General features: G+C 65.1%; 23 protein-coding genes. 10 read left to right on the forward strand and 13 right to left on the reverse strand.

Going from position 1 to position 17,381, the window contains the following annotated elements; all coding sequences use genetic code 11:
• The 4 genes from BP68_RS11115 to BP68_RS11130 all read left to right on the forward strand — a co-directional run.
• A partial coding sequence (locus BP68_RS11115) for an electron transfer flavoprotein subunit beta/FixA family protein (protein ID WP_496371662.1) occupies positions 1-738 on the forward strand: 738 nt, incomplete at its 5' end.
• Positions 739-763: 25 nt separating this feature from the next.
• Entirely contained in the window at positions 764-1,702 is a 939-nt protein-coding gene (locus BP68_RS11120; protein ID WP_496371664.1) for an electron transfer flavoprotein subunit alpha/FixB family protein, read from the forward strand.
• A gap of 2 nt (positions 1,703-1,704) precedes the next feature.
• Positions 1,705-2,061, forward strand: a complete 357-nt coding sequence (locus BP68_RS11125) for a YidH family protein (RefSeq protein WP_496371666.1) — start codon at positions 1,705-1,707, stop codon at positions 2,059-2,061.
• Complete coding sequence (locus tag BP68_RS11130; protein ID WP_496371668.1) at positions 2,058-2,456, forward strand: DUF202 domain-containing protein; 399 nt, start codon at positions 2,058-2,060, stop codon at positions 2,454-2,456. Before BP68_RS11125 ends, BP68_RS11130 begins: the two co-directional genes overlap by 4 nt.
• 371 nt (positions 2,457-2,827) lie before the next feature.
• Here BP68_RS11130 and BP68_RS11135 read toward each other — a convergent pair whose 3' ends face one another.
• From BP68_RS11135 to BP68_RS11160, 6 genes are read right to left on the reverse strand one after another with little or no spacing between them, the layout of a single operon-like run.
• Complete coding sequence (locus tag BP68_RS11135; protein ID WP_496371670.1) at positions 2,828-3,865, reverse strand: tyrosine-type recombinase/integrase; 1,038 nt, start codon at positions 3,863-3,865, stop codon at positions 2,828-2,830.
• Positions 3,865-4,098, reverse strand: coding sequence for a hypothetical protein (locus BP68_RS11140; protein ID WP_496371672.1), 234 nt, complete (start codon positions 4,096-4,098; stop codon positions 3,865-3,867). The genes BP68_RS11135 and BP68_RS11140 overlap by 1 nt, the downstream gene beginning before the upstream one ends.
• Positions 4,088-4,246, reverse strand: coding sequence for a hypothetical protein (locus BP68_RS11145; protein WP_496371674.1), 159 nt, complete (start codon positions 4,244-4,246; stop codon positions 4,088-4,090). The genes BP68_RS11140 and BP68_RS11145 overlap by 11 nt, the downstream gene beginning before the upstream one ends.
• Complete coding sequence (locus tag BP68_RS11150) at positions 4,246-5,628, reverse strand: SNF2-related protein (RefSeq protein ID WP_496371676.1); 1,383 nt, start codon at positions 5,626-5,628, stop codon at positions 4,246-4,248. The genes BP68_RS11145 and BP68_RS11150 overlap by 1 nt, the downstream gene beginning before the upstream one ends.
• Positions 5,625-5,864, reverse strand: a complete 240-nt coding sequence (locus BP68_RS11155) for a hypothetical protein (protein ID WP_496371678.1) — start codon at positions 5,862-5,864, stop codon at positions 5,625-5,627. Before BP68_RS11155 ends, BP68_RS11150 begins: the two co-directional genes overlap by 4 nt.
• The gene (locus BP68_RS11160) at positions 5,857-6,153 is read right to left on the reverse strand and encodes a PDDEXK family nuclease (protein WP_496371680.1); all 297 of its coding nucleotides are present in this window, start codon (positions 6,151-6,153) and stop codon (positions 5,857-5,859) included. Before BP68_RS11160 ends, BP68_RS11155 begins: the two co-directional genes overlap by 8 nt.
• Positions 6,154-6,168: 15 nt before the next feature.
• Here BP68_RS11160 and BP68_RS11165 point away from each other — a divergent pair, with 15 nt between their 5' ends.
• Positions 6,169-6,939: a hypothetical protein gene (locus tag BP68_RS11165; protein ID WP_496371682.1), complete on the forward strand. Its 771-nt coding sequence runs from the start codon at positions 6,169-6,171 to the stop codon at positions 6,937-6,939.
• Here the strand turns inward: BP68_RS11165 and BP68_RS11170 are convergent.
• The 7 genes from BP68_RS11170 to BP68_RS11200 all read right to left on the reverse strand — a co-directional run bounded on the left by BP68_RS11170 (position 6,936) and on the right by BP68_RS11200 (position 13,622).
• On the reverse strand, positions 6,936-9,032 hold the full coding sequence (locus BP68_RS11170; protein WP_496371684.1) for a DNA polymerase family A protein: 2,097 nt from the start codon (positions 9,030-9,032) through the stop codon (positions 6,936-6,938). The two genes, BP68_RS11165 and BP68_RS11170, sit on opposite strands and share 4 nt — an antisense overlap.
• The gene (locus BP68_RS11175; RefSeq protein ID WP_496371686.1) at positions 9,029-10,909 is read right to left on the reverse strand and encodes a DNA cytosine methyltransferase; all 1,881 of its coding nucleotides are present in this window, start codon (positions 10,907-10,909) and stop codon (positions 9,029-9,031) included. Before BP68_RS11175 ends, BP68_RS11170 begins: the two co-directional genes overlap by 4 nt.
• Complete coding sequence (locus BP68_RS11180; RefSeq protein WP_496371688.1) at positions 10,909-11,061, reverse strand: hypothetical protein; 153 nt, start codon at positions 11,059-11,061, stop codon at positions 10,909-10,911. The genes BP68_RS11175 and BP68_RS11180 overlap by 1 nt, the downstream gene beginning before the upstream one ends.
• Positions 11,062-11,139: 78 nt before the next feature.
• A complete protein-coding gene (locus BP68_RS11185) occupies positions 11,140-11,688 on the reverse strand; it encodes a DUF2815 family protein (RefSeq protein WP_496371690.1) in 549 nt (182 codons plus the stop codon).
• 21 nt (positions 11,689-11,709) lie between these two features.
• Positions 11,710-12,915, reverse strand: coding sequence for a DUF2800 domain-containing protein (locus BP68_RS11190; RefSeq protein WP_496371692.1), 1,206 nt, complete (start codon positions 12,913-12,915; stop codon positions 11,710-11,712).
• Positions 12,912-13,343 (reverse strand): hypothetical protein, encoded by a 432-nt coding sequence (locus BP68_RS11195; RefSeq protein ID WP_496371694.1) that lies wholly within the window; start codon positions 13,341-13,343, stop codon positions 12,912-12,914. Before BP68_RS11195 ends, BP68_RS11190 begins: the two co-directional genes overlap by 4 nt.
• A 12-nt stretch (positions 13,344-13,355) precedes the next feature.
• Positions 13,356-13,622, reverse strand: a complete 267-nt coding sequence (locus tag BP68_RS11200; RefSeq protein WP_496371696.1) for a hypothetical protein — start codon at positions 13,620-13,622, stop codon at positions 13,356-13,358.
• Positions 13,623-13,699: 77 nt separating this feature from the next.
• Here BP68_RS11200 and BP68_RS11205 point away from each other — a divergent pair, with 77 nt between their 5' ends.
• From BP68_RS11205 to BP68_RS11225, 5 genes are all read left to right on the forward strand, one after another.
• The gene (locus BP68_RS11205) at positions 13,700-15,082 is read left to right on the forward strand and encodes an AAA family ATPase (RefSeq protein ID WP_496371698.1); all 1,383 of its coding nucleotides are present in this window, start codon (positions 13,700-13,702) and stop codon (positions 15,080-15,082) included.
• Positions 15,083-15,387: 305 nt separating this feature from the next.
• A complete protein-coding gene (locus BP68_RS11210) occupies positions 15,388-15,882 on the forward strand; it encodes a hypothetical protein (protein WP_496371700.1) in 495 nt (164 codons plus the stop codon).
• 239 nt (positions 15,883-16,121) lie between these two features.
• Entirely contained in the window at positions 16,122-16,406 is a 285-nt protein-coding gene (locus BP68_RS11215) for an HNH endonuclease (RefSeq protein WP_496371702.1), read from the forward strand.
• A 113-nt stretch (positions 16,407-16,519) separates the two neighbouring features.
• Complete coding sequence (locus BP68_RS11220; RefSeq protein ID WP_496371704.1) at positions 16,520-16,936, forward strand: hypothetical protein; 417 nt, start codon at positions 16,520-16,522, stop codon at positions 16,934-16,936.
• Positions 16,937-16,992: 56 nt separating this feature from the next.
• Positions 16,993-17,370 carry a hypothetical protein gene (locus BP68_RS11225; protein ID WP_496371706.1) on the forward strand — a complete coding sequence of 126 codons (378 nt, stop codon included), beginning with the start codon at positions 16,993-16,995 and terminating at the stop codon, positions 17,368-17,370.
• The last annotated feature ends 11 nt before the right edge of the window (positions 17,371-17,381 follow it).

Genomic DNA, 17,381 nt, shown 5'->3' on the forward strand with positions numbered 1-17,381 from the left:
GTCCCCGTCAAACGCGTGGTGGACTACAACGTGAAGGTCCGAGTGAAATCGGACAACACGGGCGTAGACATCGCGAACGTGAAGATGAGCATGAACCCCTTTGACGAGATTGCCGTCGAAGAGGCCGTACGCCTGAAGGAAAAGGGCATTGCCACCGAAGTCATCGCCGTCAGCTGCGGCGTGGCGCAGTGCCAGGAGACGCTGCGCACGGCGATGGCCATTGGCGCGGACCGCGGCATCCTGGTGGAGACCGATGCCGAACTGCAGCCCCTGGCCGTGGCCAAGCTGCTCAAGGCGCTGGTGGACAAGGAACAGCCCAGCCTCATCATCCTGGGCAAGCAAGCCATCGACGACGACGCCAACCAGACCGGCCAGATGCTGGCCGCGCTGGCAGACCTGCCCCAGGCCACCTTCGCCTCCAAGGTCGAAGTGGCGGACGGCAAGGCCAGCGTCACCCGCGAAGTCGACGGCGGCCTGGAAACCGTGCAGCTCGCCCTGCCGGCCGTGGTGACGACCGACCTGCGCCTGAACGAGCCGCGCTACGTCACGCTGCCCAACATCATGAAGGCCAAGAAAAAGCAGCTGGACACCGTCAAGCCCGAAGAGCTGGGCGTTGACGTGGCCCCGCGGCTGAAGACGCTGAGCGTGGTTGAGCCGGCCAAGCGCGGCGCCGGCGTGAAGGTGCCCGACGTGGCCACCCTGGTGGACAAGCTCAAGAACGAAGCCAAGGTCATCTAAGGCACGGCACGAAGGAGAACAGAACATGACCGCACTCGTCATTGCAGAACACGACAACGCCAGCCTCAAGGCCGCCACCCTCAACACCGTCACCGCGGCCGCCGCATGCGGCGCAGACGTGCACGTGCTGGTGGCCGGCGAAGGCGCCGGCGCCGCCGCCCAGGCCGCCGCGCAGATCGCCGGCGTCGCCAAAGTCATCCACGCCGACGGCGCCGCCCTGAAGGACGGCCTGGCGGAAAACCTCGCCGCCCAGGTGCTGGCCATCGCCGGCAACTACAGCCACATCCTGTTCCCGGCCACCGCCAGCGGCAAGAACGTCGCGCCGCGCGTGGCGGCCAAACTGGACGTGGCGCAGATCAGCGACATCACCAAGGTGGTGAGCCCCGACACCTTCGAGCGCCCCATCTACGCCGGCAACGCCATCGCCACCGTGCAAAGCGCAGATACCGTCAAGGTCATCACCGTGCGCGGCACCGGCTTTGACGCCGCGCCCGCCATGGGCGGCAGCGCCGCGGTGGAGACCGTGGCTGCGGCGGCCGACAGCGGCAAGAGCAGCTTCGTGGGCCGCGAAGTGACCAAGAGCGACCGCCCCGAACTCACGGCGGCCAAGATCATCGTCTCGGGCGGGCGTGCGCTGGGCAGTGCGGAGAAGTTCCAGGAAGTGATCACGCCGCTGGCCGACAAGCTGGGCGCGGCCATTGGCGCGAGCCGGGCGGCGGTGGACGCGGGCTACGCGCCGAACGACCTGCAGGTGGGGCAGACGGGCAAGATCGTGGCGCCGCAGCTGTACATCGCGTGCGGCATCTCGGGGGCGATCCAGCACCTGGCGGGGATGAAGGACAGCAAGGTGATCGTGGCGATCAACAAGGACCCGGAGGCGCCGATCTTCTCGGTGGCGGACTACGGGCTGGAGGCAGACCTGTTCGCGGCCGTGCCGGAACTGGTTTTGCAACAAGGAGCCTAGAGATGCGCGAACCCAAGTGGCGGCAGGAAGGGGTGGAGCCCGACTACCGCTTCTCTCTGGCGAATGAGCGTACTTTCCTCGCTTGGATTCGCACGGCACTGGCGCTGTTGGCTGGTGGTGTGCTACTGGCGCAGTTGCCCACCAAGCTGGGCTCGTACCTGCTGGTTGCTTCCCTGTCGGTCACGCTCGGCGCAGTGGCTGCCGTGCTGTGTGCTCTGGCCTATGCGCGCTGGCGCGCCAATGAAATTGCGATGCGCCATGCACGCCCATTGCCGGGAACACTCGCAATCCCGCTGATCTCTGCGGTCACGCTGGGCATCTCCGCGGTGATCGTGCTTCTTTTGTCGGCACAGACATGAGTCGGCGTGAGGTGGGCCAGCGGCGGCCTCGGGACCCAGGCTTGCAGGCCGAGCGCACGGCACTGGCCTGGAGCCGTACGGGCTTGGCAATGCTGGTCAATGCCCTGCTGGCGCTGCGCTCGGGTTGGACGGTCAGGGATGCGCCTATCACTGCCTTGGGCTTTGTGCTATTGGCTGCGTCAGGGGTGACCATTGTCTATGGCGCTTGGCGACGGCGCACTCTGCTGGTTGAATATGAGGTGTTTGCGCCATCTGCACACGCCGTTACGGCAGTGGTGGCCGTCACGCTGCTGGCGTGTGCTGTCGGAGTCGCGTCTGTTCTTGTGGGCGGGGGCAGTGATTCCGCGCCCCCCCGCAGCAGCTATCCCGGTGCGACAGGTCTCCAGATGCGGTGACATCGAACCCCGAGAGGGGGCGCATCGAGGACGCATGCGCGGTGAATGCTAGGCGCATGCCGGCCAAGAATGAACCGCGGCAACTGGTTCTGGGCCTTGGGAAGGAGGCATCTCCTGGAGGTGCCGCCACGCGCAGGCGGAGCGATATTCCGCCGGCCTGGAAAACAAAAAAACCCGCTATCTTTGCGATAGCGGGTTTTGTATTTGTGGTGGGCCCTGAGTGACTCGAACACTCGACCAACGGATTAAGAGTCCAGCCTTCAATCTAGCATCCATGCGGTTCTCGGGCCGATTCGTGGGAATTTTCACGTTCTCCTGACGGTCGCTCAGCGCGGCTTTGCTGAGCTGCCTTCCCGTGAAAACGGGCGCGATCAGAGCCCCTTGCGCACCGACACCCGCGAGCGGTCGTACACCTTGGCTGTGGTGTTCGTGTCCGCGTGCAGTTCGGGTAGGGCCCCGTACTGCGCCTTATGCTGGGTTGTGTAGTAGGCCCGCAGGTCGTGGAACGTGAAGCGGCGGGGCGCCACCTTGTCCTTCAGCGCCTTGGTCATTGCTCGTTGCCACGTTGAAGAGAATCCGCTATCGGTGTACGGGTTGCCATCCCTGGTGACGAACACATGCAGGCAGCCTTCAGGCCGCGGCAGCGCGCGGAGCCGGCGCACCAAGCCCTCCATGGCTTGCGAGATCAGCACGTTCTCCACACGCTTTGCGCCGCCGTGTTGCTTCGCGCGCATGAGCCGGATCACCTCGCCGTCGTCGTCAATCTGTGGCAGGGTCAGGTGAATGAACTCGATGCGACGCGAGCCCGCCAAAGCGGCGAACTCGGCCATCAGGGCGATCACCCGGCGTTGTCCGCCCTGGTCTTGTAGCCAATCGATGAACTTGGACAGCTCGGCCGGCTCGGGCGCCTCGGTGCGTGGCCGCTCCTGATTGCGCTTGACCTGCTTGCAGGGGTTGGCGTCAATGTCGCCGCGCTCCACAGCCACGTTCATCAGGTTGGACAGCAGAGCAACTTCCCGGTTTGCGCGCACTGGCGCGTCGGCGCGCTCCACGCGCAGGTAGCGCGCAACGTCTGCTGGTCGGATAAGCCGCGCTGACACCTTCCCCATCACCTCGAGCAGCTTCACGCTGTAGACCTCGTAGTCTGACTTCGTGCGCACGCCCAGACGCTTCCACTGTGGCATATCCTGATAGGCCCGCCACAACTCCTGCACCGTGCCGGTGTCGCTGCTCGTGCCATTCAGGTCCAGCACCTTCTGGATGGCGGCGCGCTTGTCCGTGCCCAGCGCGATCGGCTTGCCGCCCACGGGGTGGTAGCGGTAGCTGACTGTCTTGCCGTCACTCCAGGGTCGTGCTTCCATCCGGGGCAGCAGGCCGAAGCCGGATGCGCGATCTCGTTTTCGCCCCATCATCTACTCCAGTTGAAGCCGGCCGGAGCCTTGTATGTGCCGGCCTGGTTCAGACGCTCCTCGATCATCCGACGACCCACCAGCGGTAGGCCGTCAGGTCGGCGCGGCAAATTGTCCACCCCCAGCAGGGCGCAAAGGCGGCGCATCTGGGCGTGCCGTTGGGTGAGCGGCGCGCACAGCTCATCTACCTCGGCCGCCGTCAGAAAAGGAGTGGCAGGGGCATCAACCAACATGGTGGTGTTCCTTCTCTTGCGCGCGCACCAGCGCGCGGTATGCATCCAGTGCGGCGCGCAGGTCCGCGCGCAGCCCGCGGTTTTCGTCGGCGAGCTCGGCGGCCAGGCGCTCCAGAGTCTCCCGGTCCCATCGCGCAAAGTCGGCCATCAGTGCGTCCTCCTTGCTTTCATGGATTCCAGCAGCAGGTCTTGAACCTCACGCTTCGTGTCAATGCGTTGCATGACCAGCTCGTCTACCGTGTCGCGCGCCACTATGCTGTGGATGAACACCGGGCGGTCATGGCCGGCCTGCATCTGGCGGGTGGGCCCGACACGCTCGATCATCTGCAGGCGTTCCTCCAGGTTCCACCAGTGGCCGAAGAAGGCCAGGATGTTGCAGTGCTGCTGCAGGCCGTCCACGCCGTGACCCATGCTGGCCGGATGGCCGAACCAGATTCGGCCTTTGCCTGCCTGCGCCGCGCGTAGCCCGTCATCGGTGGACAGCAGCAGGCCATCAGGGAAGGCGCGTTGCAGGCGCGCGAGGTCGCTTTTGAAGTGGTAGGCCACCAGCACTGGCGCGCCGCCGGCCTCCTCCACGATGCTGTCCAGGGCCTGCAGCTTCGCGTCGTGCAGCTCCTTCCAGGTGTCGTTGCCTTCGCCAACGTAGGCCGCGCCGTTGGCGATCTGCAGGCACTTTATGGTGCGCGCTGCAGCGTTGAAGGCCTCCACCTGGTGGTTCTCGATCTCCGTGAACATGGCCTTCTCCATCTCGCGGTAGTGCTTGCGCGCCTGCATGGGCAGGTCCACAAAGATGTTGTTCACGATGGGCTCGCGCAGGTCAAACCAGTCCTTGGCGTCCACCGTGAGACACACGTCCCGCATCAGGTCCTGGATTTCGCGCTGGGCGTGGTCCAACGGCGTGGAGCCGTAGCCATCGTGCGAAGTCTGGAACCACCGCTGGCTGAAGGCGGAGTAGGTGCGCCCCAGGCGCTGGCCCTTGTCGATGAACCAGGCTTGGCCCCAGAGATCCTGCAGCCCGTTGGGGCTGGGCGTGCCGGTCAGTTCCACGAGGCGCCGCACGCGGCTGTGCGCCACCTGGGCCAGTGCCTTCGCGCGCTGGGTGCCCTGGCGAAGCCGGAACCCCTTGACCTTCGTGGCCTCGTCCAGCACCACGGTGCGGTAAGGCCAACGGTCGCCCCACTGGGCCACCAACCATGGCAGGTTCTCGTAGTTGACCGTGTAGACGCTGGCGGGCGTGCGAAGGGCCTGCAGCCGCTCGGGCTCGCTACCCACGATGGGCATCACGACCAGGCCGCGCAGGTGCTCCCACTTGCGGACCTCGTCGGGCCAGGTGGTGCGCGCCACGCGCAGCGGGGCGACCACGAGCACAGGGTCGTCCTCGACCAGCTGCAGGGCGTCGATTGCGTTCAGCGTGCTCACGGTTTTGCCCATGCCCATGCCTGCCCAGATCGCGCAGCGGTCGTGTGACAGGATGTGATTGGTGATCAGGTGCCCATAGGGGCGGGCAGTGAAGTGCTTGCGCGGGGTCACGGGGCCTCCGGGTGAGGGCAGTCTTCAGGCACATCCACCACGCACCAGACCGCGACGAACCTCTTCGAACCGTTGCGCGCGGGCTGCCAGCGGTCGATGTAGGCGTCGGGCATGCTGCGCAGCGAGCGCACCAGGTTGCCCGAATCGACGCCAATTTGCTGCTCCAGCTCAGAACAGGATGCGCCGTCCGTACCCCGCAGCAGCTTGCGAATGGCTTCGTGGTTCGACTTACGCATGGTGCGCCCCCAGCAGCCGCTCGATGCCGGCCTCGTCGTCAATGACGTGCACCGCGGCGCCGGCCGCGCGCATGCGCTCATGTTGGCGTACCTGCTCGGGGCGCGGGCGCTGCCCCTTGCGCTTGAGCTCCACGAACTCGGGCGCGCGGCCGGGCAGCATCACCACACGGTCGGGCACACCGCGCCGTCCGGGGCTGGTGAACTTCCATGCCAGGCCACCAGCGGCTTCCACACGCTTGACCAGAGCAACTTCTACTTTGCGCTCACGGATAATCTTTGGTTCAGTCATGTTGGAGAGTGGAGTATGTTGTTCGAAAAATGGGGGCGATTCGAAAGATTTATTGCTGTGTGGTCCCTTGCGCTTGGAACAATGTCTTTGTTCTATATTGCATTGGCTCTGAGTAAGCTGCTGTTTTCGGATTTAAATGTGGTTGCGAGTTGGGTTCAAGCATTCGGCTCTATCGCTGCTATTTGGGCTGGTTTCCGGTTGGCAAAAGAACAGTACTTTCGACGGCAAGAAGAAAGTAGGCGGATAGAGGCTGAGGCTCAGAGGAAAGCATCGATTTCATCTTTCTTGCTCTTTAGAACTATTTTTGATACTTGTGGAAAAAATTCAAAAGCCATAATTTCGATTTTGAAAAAATATGATGACGTTAGGCCGGCCGAGTTAAGTCTTGTGGCTAGCACAGTTCGAGGCTGCCTTGCTCCGCTTGAGCAAAATGCCATAAACCAATTAGCCCTTCCCGCAGCTTCTACTGTTGCCGAGTTGGTGAGGGTGGCGCTTGTGGGTGTCTTGTTCAATGTGGAGAAGGCATCCCAGAAAAGTCGGTTGAAATTTATTCGTAAAGTTGAGGGCGGATACGTTTTTTTGGCGCTTGACTCGGGATGCCCGGGGATGTCGCTGGAAAATAAAGAGGAGACTATTAAGTCCGTGCAGTACGCATTGGATTTGCTAAAAATCGGCGTGCGTTGGGCTGATGATCAAATTAAGCTTGCTGGCGGAATCGAAGAGCTAGAAGAATACGAGAAGCAAACGAAGGACATGATGTTGGTTATATCTAATAAATTTAATTAATCTTTCTTATACCGATCAGTCTCGAAGCCCGCTGCCGCCAGCGGCATGTCGGGCGCCCAGGGCGGGTTTGCTGCGAGCAGGCCGGCCAGGTGCGCGGCGCTGTAGTCGCTGGTGTTGGGCGCCTCGGTGATCACTTCGTCGTGCACCGTGAGCACGATTTGGTAGCCGGCGGCCTCGATGGCAGGCATGTTGTGGGCCATCACGTCGCGCGCGACGCTCTGGCAGACGTTCTCGAAAAGCTTGCCGCCATAGGTCTTCAGGCGCGACCACTTGCGGCTGTACTGGTTGTTGCCCGCGTACGTGATCTGGCCGCCCACCACCTGGGGCGACGGGTAGCACATGACGTTGCCCGAAGGGAGGCCGATGCGCAGCCAGTTGCCGTCGCGCCGGGCCTTGAGCATGCCGATGTGCACCGTCTGGCTGGGCCACTCGATGGCCTGTGTTACGCCCGCCTGCAACTCGCCCCATAGGCTGGCGATGGCCTTGTGCGCGCTGCGCCAGCCTAGCTTGAACGACTCGCACACCAACCATGCCAGATCGGACAGACCCAGGTCGTGGGGTGGGTTGCGGCCTTGGTCGCGGTGCCACTGCAGCATGATGTGCGCTTGGCCCATCGTCTCCGGCGGAATGGCGCGCGCGGCTTGTTTGGCCAGGGCCTCCAGGTCGATGCCGTAGGCGGCTGCGAATGTCACGAACGCGCCCACGCCGCCCTCATAGCCCAGGGCCAGCTCCTGCACCTTGCCGACCTGGCGCTGATCCTTGGTCACGTCGTCGGGCTTCACGCCGAACGACTTGCCGTAGGCCAGCTTGTAGAGGTCGGGGCCCGTGCCGGTGTCGAAGTCGCGGAAGGCCTGGAGCTTCCACTGCTCGCCCGCCAGCCATGCCTGATCGCGGCCCTCGATGTTCGAGAGGTCGGCGATCACCAGCTTGCAGCCGGGCCGCGCCACCAGCGTGCCGCGGATGGCTGAGCTGGCCAACTCCATGACGTTGCCATAGAGCAGGTCCGCGCAGCGCGACTTCATCGCGTCGATGCCCAGGTCAATGTCCTCCTGCTCCAGCACAGGCCGGGGCAGGTTCTGCGGCTGGAACAGGCGCCCGGCCCAGCGCCGGGTACGGCTGGCGCCCGAGAACTGCAGCGTGCCGCGCAGCCGGCCGTCGGCGCTGGTGGCGCGCGCCAGGGTCTTGTATTTGGCCGTGCTGGAGGTGCTGGCCTGCAGGCGGATGCCAAGCAGTTCGCGCAGCGCGGGCGGTAGGTCAGGGTCAGCGATGCGGCGCTCCAGCGTCGCCATCTGCGTGTCGGGCAGATCCACGCCGTGCTCCTCCAGCACAAACGCCAGCAGCTTGTCGCGCTTCGTGGTGCTTTCCACCTGGCCGGCGGTCAGCTCCTGCGTGCGCTCGGCCAGCGCCTGTTGCGCGTGCTCTACCGAGGCGATGGCGGCGTGCACCAGTTCCAGATCGACCGCGACGCCGCGGTCGTTGATCTTCTGATCGAGGTGCCACAGCGCCAGTTCGGCGCCCTTGTAGTTCCATACGGGCAGGCGCTTGTGCACCTCGCGCATGGCGTTGATGTCGAGGGCGGCGTATTCGACGAAGCGTGCCCACTCCACGGGGTGCGTCTCGCGGGTGGCGCGGCGAATCTTGCTGTTCTTGGGCCGGGGCTTGCAGAAAAGCTGGATCAGCTGCTTGCCGGCCTTGTCCTTGGCCTGATCGACGGGCACCTGCAGCACCTCGCACAGCGCACCCAGGGAGCCAGGCAGTCCGTGCACCAGCGCCTGCACCATGGTGTCGCGCCAGCGCTCAACGTCCTGGGCTGCGGCGTGGGCCGCCTTGCATGGCGCGGCGTGCTGCAGCACCGTGCGGTCGAAGTGGCTGTTGTGCGCCCAGATTTCGACCGCAGGGTCTTCCAATGCTTCAAGCAGATCGATAGGCACACGCACGACGCCGTTCGTGTTGGTGGTGCAGTCCCAAACAGAGACTGGGCCGTCGTCCACGGCCCAGGCGAACAGCATCACTTCGGCTGCGGCGGCGTAAACGTGCGTGCCGTGGGTGATCGGCACTTCGCTGTAGGTTTCGAGGTCGAGCCAGAGTTTCATGCTGCTTTCCGCAACTCAGCGGCCTCCGAGTAGTTGGCGGCCACGATCAGGCGCATTGGCAGCGGGCTCACGCCGTTGCCGGCCATGCGCACCTGGGCTGTCTTCGTGAGCGGCTTCCCGCTTGCGGTGCGGTCGATCACGTAGGTGGGCGGAAAGTCCTGGGCGTTGTAGAGCTCGCGCGGCACAAGCATGCGCAGCGTGATGTCCACGATCACCCACGGTTCGCCCTTGAGCCACACGGTCACGAGCGCCAGGCGGTCGTGCGTCGTGATGGTGGTCATCGGGTCGCGCAGGTCCGCCCACTGGCCGCCGCTGGCGTGGTAGCGCATGAGGAACGCCGCGCAGCGCAGGGCGCCGGCCTCGTCCTCCTGGCTCAGCTGGTACTGGATCAGCGCGTGATGCTTACCGCCAGCGGCCACAGTCGCCAGCGGTTCGCGCAGATCCCGGCCCGTGCTGTGGTGGCGCAGGGTTGCCAGGTGGGCCACTGCCAGCTGCTGCTGGCTGCCTGAGGTGGTGATCGTGGACACGCCGTCGCGCAGGTCGCGCGCATGCACGGTGTTGTGCCCGCCATTCGCCTGCACCATGAACGCCGTCGCCAGGCTCTGGCCGCCTCCGCTGGCAGTCACGGTGCCCATGGCTCCCGTGATGTCGTTGACGCCGTAGCTCCAGCGCTTGCCGCCGTCCTTTCCTTCGCCGTGGCCGGCCTGCACGAGGTAGGCAGAGGCAATGGCGTGTTTCCCGCCACCGGCAACCACGGTGCCTAGTGGCGCGCCCAGGTCCAGGGCGCGGGGTGCCTGCCCATCGCGTTCGCCGTAGCCGGTTTGCACCAGATGTGCGGTGATCAGGCCAATGGTGGTGCCTGTTCCTGGCCTTGCAGGCTTGCCGCCTGCAGTCACGGTTGGCACGGGATCGCGCATATCGCAGCCCGTGGAGCCGGTGTTGAACTTGGTGATGAAGTGCGCGGTCGCGCCTGGCGCGATGAACGGGTCATCGCTCTCCAACACGAACTTCTGCAGGCCGTAGGCAATGCGCCTCATGGTGGCCTGGGCCAGTTCCTTCTTGCGCCCGAAGATGCTTGCCCCGGCGATGCTCCAGTCGATGCAGTCCGACGCGGGGCGGAACTTCTGGAGCGTGCCAACGGGCTTGCGAGCGTGCGTCTGCTCGGGCCACACGATGGGCAATCCATCGCAGCGCGCGATCATGTAGAGCCGCGTGCGGGTACTGTGCGCGCCCAGGGTGGCATTGCAGATCACGCGCCACTCGACCTTGTAGCCCATTGCGCGCAGGCCTTCAACGAACCGGCGCCAGTTGTGGCCCATGCGCTTCTTGCACGGCACCAGGAACTGGTTGTGCCGCGGCACGACTTCGCCCGGGTTGGCCACGCGGTAGGTGGCCTTGCCCGTGGCTGGGTCGATCAACTTGTCCAGCGTGATGACGCGGCCAGTGGTCGGATCGCGCTTCGCCACAAGCGGGGACCGCTGCAGCATCTGCTCGACGTTCTCCAGCGTGATGACATCGGGCTTGGTCTTGCCGACCCAGCGATGCACCACCCATGCGAGCGAGCGGATTTCCTGGCTGCGCGGCTGGCCGCCCAGGGCCTGGCTGTGGTGGGTGCAGTCGGGCGATGCGTGCAGCAGGCCCACGCGCATGCCGCGCGTGACCGCCAGCGGATCCACCTCCCGCACATCAGCGCGGTAGTGGCGCGTCTGCGGGTGGTTGATCTCGTGCATGCCGATGGCGTCGGCATCGTGGTTGATGGCCACGTCCACATGCCGGCCGATGGCCTGCTCAATGCCCGTGCTGGCGCCGCCACCGCCGGCGAACAGGTCGATCACCAGCTTGGCAGCCAGCGGGAGGATGAACTGGGGAGTGAGCACTACGCCACCGCCTCGCGCACGCACTCGGCAACGGCTTCCACGGGCAGGGCCAGTGCTTGCGCCACGGCGGCTTCAGCCGCTTCGGGTTCACCATGCAGGCTCAGCGCGCGCTCGTAGGCCTCGCGGACTTTTTCTTTGGGAATGATGGTCATCTGGTCTTCTCCGTGCTTTGAGTGGCCCGCGTGCGCGGACCGGTCGAAACACCCTCAGGCCGTCGGCCCGAGGAACGATCAGGCGAGGTCGTCGGCCGTGGCACCTTCTGTCACGTCGTCGAAGTCATCCGCGCTGGCTGCGCTTGCGCCGCTGAACGAGTCGCCGTCACGGAAGAACTGCACGCCAGACAGGGAAGCGTTCACGCGCTTGCCGTACTTGTTGTCCTGGGCCCAGAGGTCGAGCACCGCGTTCACGTAGCAACCCGCATAGGGCTTCCCGTCAGCGGCTACGAGCGGGCTCTTGTCGGTGTTCAGCACCGTGGGGCGCACCTCGCTGCGCGCACTGATGTACAAGTTGCCCGGGAAGCCGTCGTAGCTGGCCTTGAGGTCGCCGTCGTGCAGGCACACCTTGTCGGCGGCGCGCATCTGCTTGAGGTACACCTCGGCCTTTGCTCCCCACTTGTCCTTTGCGCAGGCGTCAATCGCCGCATTGATCGTCTTGACCTGCGGGTCGGCAGGGTCGATCAGCAGCGCAGCACTGAATGCAGGCTTGCCTTCGCCGTTGACAGTCTTGGCCTCGAACAGGGCGGGGAAGGCGAGGCGCACGTTCGTCAGTTTCAGTTTCATGATGGTCTTTCGGGTGGTGGGTCAAGCGAGGTCGCACACGGCGTCAACGTGCTCGAAGTCGTCGGCAACAGCGCCCAGCACCAGGGCCGGGCGCTTGTCGGTTTCGGGCGCCACGCTGGGCTTGCCCTCGGCCTGGGTGATCAGGGCGGCCAGCTTGGGCCACTGGCGGGGGCCGATCACCTCGGCCTTCTGCAGCTTTTCGGCCGTGGTGGGGCTGATCAGGCTGTAGTCGTACATCTGGTCGTGCTTGACGCGCATGGCCTTGAGAGCTGCCTCGGCCTCTTCCTTCGAGGTCCACTGGCGGTTGCCCTTCTTGCCTTGCACCAGCTTCCAGCCGGGAACGGCCTGGCCCGCAAGCAGGCGAGTCTCCACCTCGCCGCGAACGGCCTTCAGCCACTGCTCGATGAGGTCTGCTGCTGCCAGCGCGCGCGCCAGGTCGTCCGAGCTTCCGGACTTGATGGGCTCGATCACCTGGGCGGTGCCGCTCACGGCGATCTCGTCGAAGCTCGCGCCGACTTCCTCCTGCACGCGCGCGGCGAGCGCGGGGCAGTTCGCCTTGGCGCGGCAAAACTTGCACTGTTTCTCGCCAGCTTGCAGGGGGGCCTGGCCTTCTCGCGTGACGGCGGCTGCCTCGGCGGCCTGGCGGCCGAAGGCCTCAAGATCAGCGATGGGCGTGGGCCATTCGCTCACCGCGTTGAGCCGGGGCTGGTGAATCACCAGGCGAGCCGAGGTGAAGTCGCCCAGAGCCTCGAACTCGCGCAGCGCGGCCAGCGCGTAGATCTGCAACTGCGGGTTGTGATCGGCGTCCACCGGGACGCCGCGGCCGTACTTCAGGTCGATCACGATCAGCTCATCGCCCGCCAACACCACGGCGTCGGCCGTGCCGTGGGCGCCCGGCTCGCCGGTGATGTGGTCGATGGGCAGGCGCTGCTCGACCAGCAGGTCGCCGCCCGTGCTGCTCACCACGTCGCGCACGTAGTCGAGGTAGGCCTGCACGTTGGTGGCCATGTCGAGGCCCACCGTGTGGCCCTTGCCCATGGTCTGGCCGATGCGCGATTCGGCGTTGCTGCCGTCGGCGAGGCAGAGTGCGGCTAGTTCGTGTGCGTCGGAGCCCTCGTCCGCGAAGTCGCTGGACTTGTCTGGCAGGCCCTCACAAGCGGCCACGCTGCCCGGGCAGGCCATCCAGCGCGCGGCGCTGGACGGAGAGAGGACTGCGTGCGTGCTCATGCCAACGCGCCTTCCACAAGCAGGTTCTTGGCGTGGGCCACGAACTCTGCGAACTGTTCAGGCTTGAGCTCGGGGCCTTTGGCGGCGCCGAACTTCGCCAGGGCGCCGGCGGCGACTTCACGACCTTTAGCCTTGGTCAGCTCGAGAATCAGCGGCTTCACGTCCTCGTAAGTCAAGTGTTTGGCGTCAGTCGCAGCAGTCGAGGCCTGCTGTTGGCCCACCACAGACTCGGCAGCGGGGTTGGGCGCGCTGGCCGTCTTCTCGGGCGCAGCGACCTCCTGCACCTTGGCAGTAGCTTGGCCAGGCGCAGCCCCGGAGGCTGCTGCAGGCTTTGGGGCGGGCGCGGGGCTCTTGGCTTGGCCGTTGAGCGCAGCGGCGACTAGGTCGAACTGGTCCTGGCTGTGGATGGTGATCGTGATTGGGAACATGGGGAGGGGCTCCTATGCTGTTGCGGTTTCGTCGGTGGATTCGTTCGTTGCGGCGGCCAACTCGGAAAGGCGTGTGAACACGTCGCCGGCATCGCTGGCGAGGGCGGAGAACTTCTCTGCCAGCTGCAGGTCGGCCTTCAGCGCGGCCGCGTTGTCGTAGCCTGCTTCGCCGATGGCGGAAAGCAGTTCGGCGGTGTTGCTGGCGCTGAAAATCACGGCCTCGCCTAGCTTGCGGATGTCGTCTGAGTCGAGGTCGAATTCGGCCGCGCTGTCGAGCACTACCGTATGCCGCGCGCGACTTCCTGCTCGAGGGCGACACCCGGGGCGACCGTTCGCGCGAGCTTCACGCGGCGGCTGTGGCGCTGTTCCAGTGCGGTTTGCCGGACGACGAGGTGTTCAGCCTCCTGGCCGCCAGCCCGCACGCGATGGAGGTGGCGCTCGACCACCGCCGCCAGGACCCCGACCGCGCGCTGCTGTACCTCTGGCGCGAGCACTGCATCAAGGCCAAGCCCAAGGGCGAGCAGGGCCGCGTGGCTACGGCCGACGACTTCGAGGATGTGACCGCCGAGGCGGCCGGCGGGGCGACTGTGCATGAGGCGATGGGCAAGTTGGGGAAGCCTTTGCGTTTTCAGTTTCAGCAGGCTGCCGAGTTCAGCACAGGCGAGCCCTTGGGCTACTGGATCAAAGGCCTGCTGCCGCGCGCGGAGCTGGCGGCTGTCGTCGGCGAGTCTGGCAGCGGCAAGACCTTCTTTGCCGTGGACGTGCTCATGGCTATCGCCCAAGGTGTGCCTTGGCGCGAGCGCCGCGTGACGCAAGGCGCCGTGGCCTATGTGTGCGCGGAAGGGGCCAGCGGCTTCCGCGGGCGTTTGCAAGCCTATGCCGAATACCGCGGCGTAGATCTAGCGTCCGTGCCCCTTCACGTACTGGGGGATGCACCGAACGTCTTGGAACGCGCGGACGTGCGCGACCTGCTCGCGGCCCTGCGCGCGCTACCCGTTATGCCGGGGGTCATCTGCCTCGACACCTGGGCCCAGGTGACGGCCGGAGGTGACGAGAACAGCGGTCAGGACATGGGCCGCGCGCTGGCCCACTGCCGCGCGTTGCACAAGGCCACGGGCGCCACGGTGCTGCTGATTGCCCACAGCGGCAAGGACAGCGATCGGGGCATGCGGGGCTGGTCCGGTGTGAAGGGGGCCATGGACGCAGAGATCACGGTTGATCGCTCAGGTGAGTACCGCGCGGCCCGTGTCACCAAGTTGAAGGACGGAATGGGTGAGGGCGACGAATACCCCTTCGAGCTCGACGTGGTGACGTTAGGCCAGGACGCGGACGGGGAGGCGGTGACGAGCTGTGTGCTCCGCGCCCGCCAGGCGGTGCCTGCGGCTCAACGGAAGGCGCCCCCTAAGGGCGTGTGGCAGCAGGTGGTTCTCAGGGTGGCGACGACCCTTGCCGACCTGGCCGATGGTGCGACCCCAAGCGAGCTGGTGGATGCCGTGGTGAACGAGATGCCTAAGGAAGAGGGCAAGCGCGACCGGCGGCAGTTCTTGGCCCAACGCGCGCAGGAGCAACTCATCGCCGGCGGCCACCTCACTATCGTGAACGGCCGTGTTTTGCTGGCACAACACGCAAACCATGCAGATGTGCCACTTGTGCCACCTCAGGGCGAGATCGGCACAAGTGGCACCGTAGCGGCACAAGTGGCACTTGTGCCAAACGAACGCGCAGATAACCGCGAATAGGGAGAAATTTGCATGCAATTTTTTGCAAACATGGTTGGCACAAGTGCGGCACAAGTGCCACTTGTGCAACCCCGGCAAGCACAGCCTTGGCCACAGGGACACAACCCCCTTAGGGGGGTTGTGCCCTGTGCCGAATGTGCCCCGATTTCGTGTGCCAGGAGCCAGGACCTGAACCGTGATCCCAAGGTGAACGAGCAAAAATCAACAGGTTCACGAACAACCGATTTTTTCCAGATTCCCGAAACCCGGGTGTGGACAGGTGTTGGGCGGGTGCTCGACCAACTCGGCTTGGAAGGCGGTGCTCGATGACCTGCGACACCCTCGAAGGCTTTGTGGAGGTGGCGCGCGAGCAGGTGACGGTGGCACGAGCTCGGGCTGCCAAGCCCGCAACCTTGCCCCTCGACTTGCGAGACGCCGACGAACTGCTGACGCGGTACGGCCTTTGGGCCCAGGATCGCTACCGCAAACAACGCTGCGCCAGTGCGGAAGGCGAATACCGCCCACCACACACACGCGGAGTGGACTGCGAAGAGCCCCTGGCGCCGTTCATCCCCGACTGGAACGCGATGAAGGTGCAGCACGCCTTGGTTGTGGTACCGATGCAGTACCGCCGTGTGCTGCAGGCTCACTACATCCCGCAGAAGGAACACCCCATGGCCGCGCGACGTCGGCACCGCATCACTGCCGCGACGTGGGAGGCCAGCCGTATCGAAGGGTTGCGTCATTTTTGGAGGGTATACAGGTTGCGATACGAGTTGGCCCGGGATACAGTCCCCCCACTTCTCCGCTACACCGTGTAGTGCGCCCCGGTTGCCCAACGGCAGCTGGAGGCGCGACCAAAGCAAAGCCCGCAAGGATCACCCCATGCGGGCTTTTTCGTTTGCGAATCGACCCGGCAAGCTAGCGCCGGCCACGCCCGAGCCGTTCGAAGGCGTGTGGCACTCCGCCGCGAACTGTCGCGGCCAAGACTGGCGCACAGCGAGGCACGCTCCAGCCCGGAAGGGTAGACCGATGGGGCGAAAGAACACGAAAGGCGCGTATGACCTGGAGCAAGACGAGTCGTCAGTCCCGGGGCTACGGCGCGCACTGGGACAAGCTGCGTGCCCAGATCCTCGAGCGCGACTGCCACCTTTGCCAATGCCCTGATTGCCAGGGCGGCAAGGTTCGTGCGCTCCCGGCCCACGAGGTGGACCACATCAAGCCCAAGGCTTGGTTCAAGTCGGGGAAGGCCACAGGCATACGCACCGCCACGGTGGAACTGTCGCTGACCACCAGTAAGTCCGGCATCGGCATCGTCGAGGTGCCGGCCCCGGTCGGCCCCTGATCAATCCCCCGGCCTTCGGGCCAATCCCTTGCACCGACGCAGCCGCTTCGCTCCTTCAGCGGGGCGGGTGGTTGCGCACGGGCATCACTTCTCTCCGCTGAAAAGGAAATTCCATGAATCTCAACATCAAGACCAAAGCAGTTGCCGCCACCTCGTTCCTGCACCTCAAGGACGCCTCGGACAACCTGATGTGGGCCGACGAGAACAAGACTCAGGCTGTTGGCGTGACCATCTATGGCCCGGGCTCCAAGGAGTTCCAGCAGGCCACCACGAAGGTCAACAACCGCGCGGTTAAGCGCTTGCAGAAGCGCGGCAACACCGACCAGACGGTCGACGTGAAGCTCAAGGAACAGGCCGAATACCTGGCGGACATCACCTCGGGCTTCCAGCACCTGGACTACGAAGGCAAGACCGGTCGCGACCTGGCCCTGGCCGTTTACGGCGACCCCTCCATCGGCTTCATCGGCGACCAGGTGGCTGAACATGTGAAGGACTGGGCAAATTTTTCTCAGACCTCGGCGACGGCCTGATCCTCTACGCTAGGCAGATTGCTTGGTGGTGTGCGCCGCAAAAGCGCCGGGAGAAGGTGGGCAAGACCGAGAAGGACGTCCAGCTACCCCCGCGCGCCGAGCAGGCAAAGGCCCGGGAAGCCGAGGTGTATTACCCGCCCCTGGCCGGCGAGGTCCGCTACCTGCTGGAGTACCTACAGGCGTTGGACTACGTCGAGCCTGGCATGGCTGGCCCGGTGCGCCTGAGCTATCGCGAGATCGAGGCGTGGACGCAGCTGAGCGGTGTTTCGCTGCGCCCTTGGGAGGTAACCACGCTGCGAGCCATGTCCGCGGAGTTTGCGCGGGAGATCAGGGCGGCAGAGGACCCCAAGCACCCTGCGCCGTGGGCGCCAGAGCCTGAGCAGCTGGACAGAAAGGCAGTGGCCCGGCGGATCAAGGATGCGCTGAGGGGATAGCATTACTCTTT

It is taken from the genome of Diaphorobacter oryzae DSM 22780 (assembly GCF_059568935.1).

Excerpts from the sequence above, each read along its gene's own strand:
- BP68_RS11120 (WP_496371664.1), top strand. The coding sequence starts at position 764 with ATGACCGCACTCGTCATTGCAGAACACGACAACGCCAGCCTCAAGGCC.
- BP68_RS11125 (WP_496371666.1), top strand. The coding sequence starts at position 1,705 with ATGCGCGAACCCAAGTGGCGGCAGGAAGGGGTGGAGCCCGACTACCGC.
- BP68_RS11130 (WP_496371668.1), top strand. The coding sequence starts at position 2,058 with ATGAGTCGGCGTGAGGTGGGCCAGCGGCGGCCTCGGGACCCAGGCTTG.
- BP68_RS11135 (WP_496371670.1), bottom strand. The coding sequence starts at position 3,865 with ATGGGGCGAAAACGAGATCGCGCATCCGGCTTCGGCCTGCTGCCCCGG.
- BP68_RS11140 (WP_496371672.1), bottom strand. The coding sequence starts at position 4,098 with ATGTTGGTTGATGCCCCTGCCACTCCTTTTCTGACGGCGGCCGAGGTA.
- BP68_RS11145 (WP_496371674.1), bottom strand. The coding sequence starts at position 4,246 with ATGGCCGACTTTGCGCGATGGGACCGGGAGACTCTGGAGCGCCTGGCC.
- BP68_RS11155 (WP_496371678.1), bottom strand. The coding sequence starts at position 5,864 with ATGCGTAAGTCGAACCACGAAGCCATTCGCAAGCTGCTGCGGGGTACG.
- BP68_RS11160 (WP_496371680.1), bottom strand. The coding sequence starts at position 6,153 with ATGACTGAACCAAAGATTATCCGTGAGCGCAAAGTAGAAGTTGCTCTG.
- BP68_RS11165 (WP_496371682.1), top strand. The coding sequence starts at position 6,169 with ATGTTGTTCGAAAAATGGGGGCGATTCGAAAGATTTATTGCTGTGTGG.
- BP68_RS11170 (WP_496371684.1), bottom strand. The coding sequence starts at position 9,032 with ATGAAACTCTGGCTCGACCTCGAAACCTACAGCGAAGTGCCGATCACC.
- BP68_RS11180 (WP_496371688.1), bottom strand. The coding sequence starts at position 11,061 with ATGACCATCATTCCCAAAGAAAAAGTCCGCGAGGCCTACGAGCGCGCG.
- BP68_RS11185 (WP_496371690.1), bottom strand. The coding sequence starts at position 11,688 with ATGAAACTGAAACTGACGAACGTGCGCCTCGCCTTCCCCGCCCTGTTC.
- BP68_RS11190 (WP_496371692.1), bottom strand. The coding sequence starts at position 12,915 with ATGAGCACGCACGCAGTCCTCTCTCCGTCCAGCGCCGCGCGCTGGATG.
- BP68_RS11195 (WP_496371694.1), bottom strand. The coding sequence starts at position 13,343 with ATGTTCCCAATCACGATCACCATCCACAGCCAGGACCAGTTCGACCTA.
- BP68_RS11210 (WP_496371700.1), top strand. The coding sequence starts at position 15,388 with ATGACCTGCGACACCCTCGAAGGCTTTGTGGAGGTGGCGCGCGAGCAG.
- BP68_RS11215 (WP_496371702.1), top strand. The coding sequence starts at position 16,122 with ATGACCTGGAGCAAGACGAGTCGTCAGTCCCGGGGCTACGGCGCGCAC.
- BP68_RS11220 (WP_496371704.1), top strand. The coding sequence starts at position 16,520 with ATGAATCTCAACATCAAGACCAAAGCAGTTGCCGCCACCTCGTTCCTG.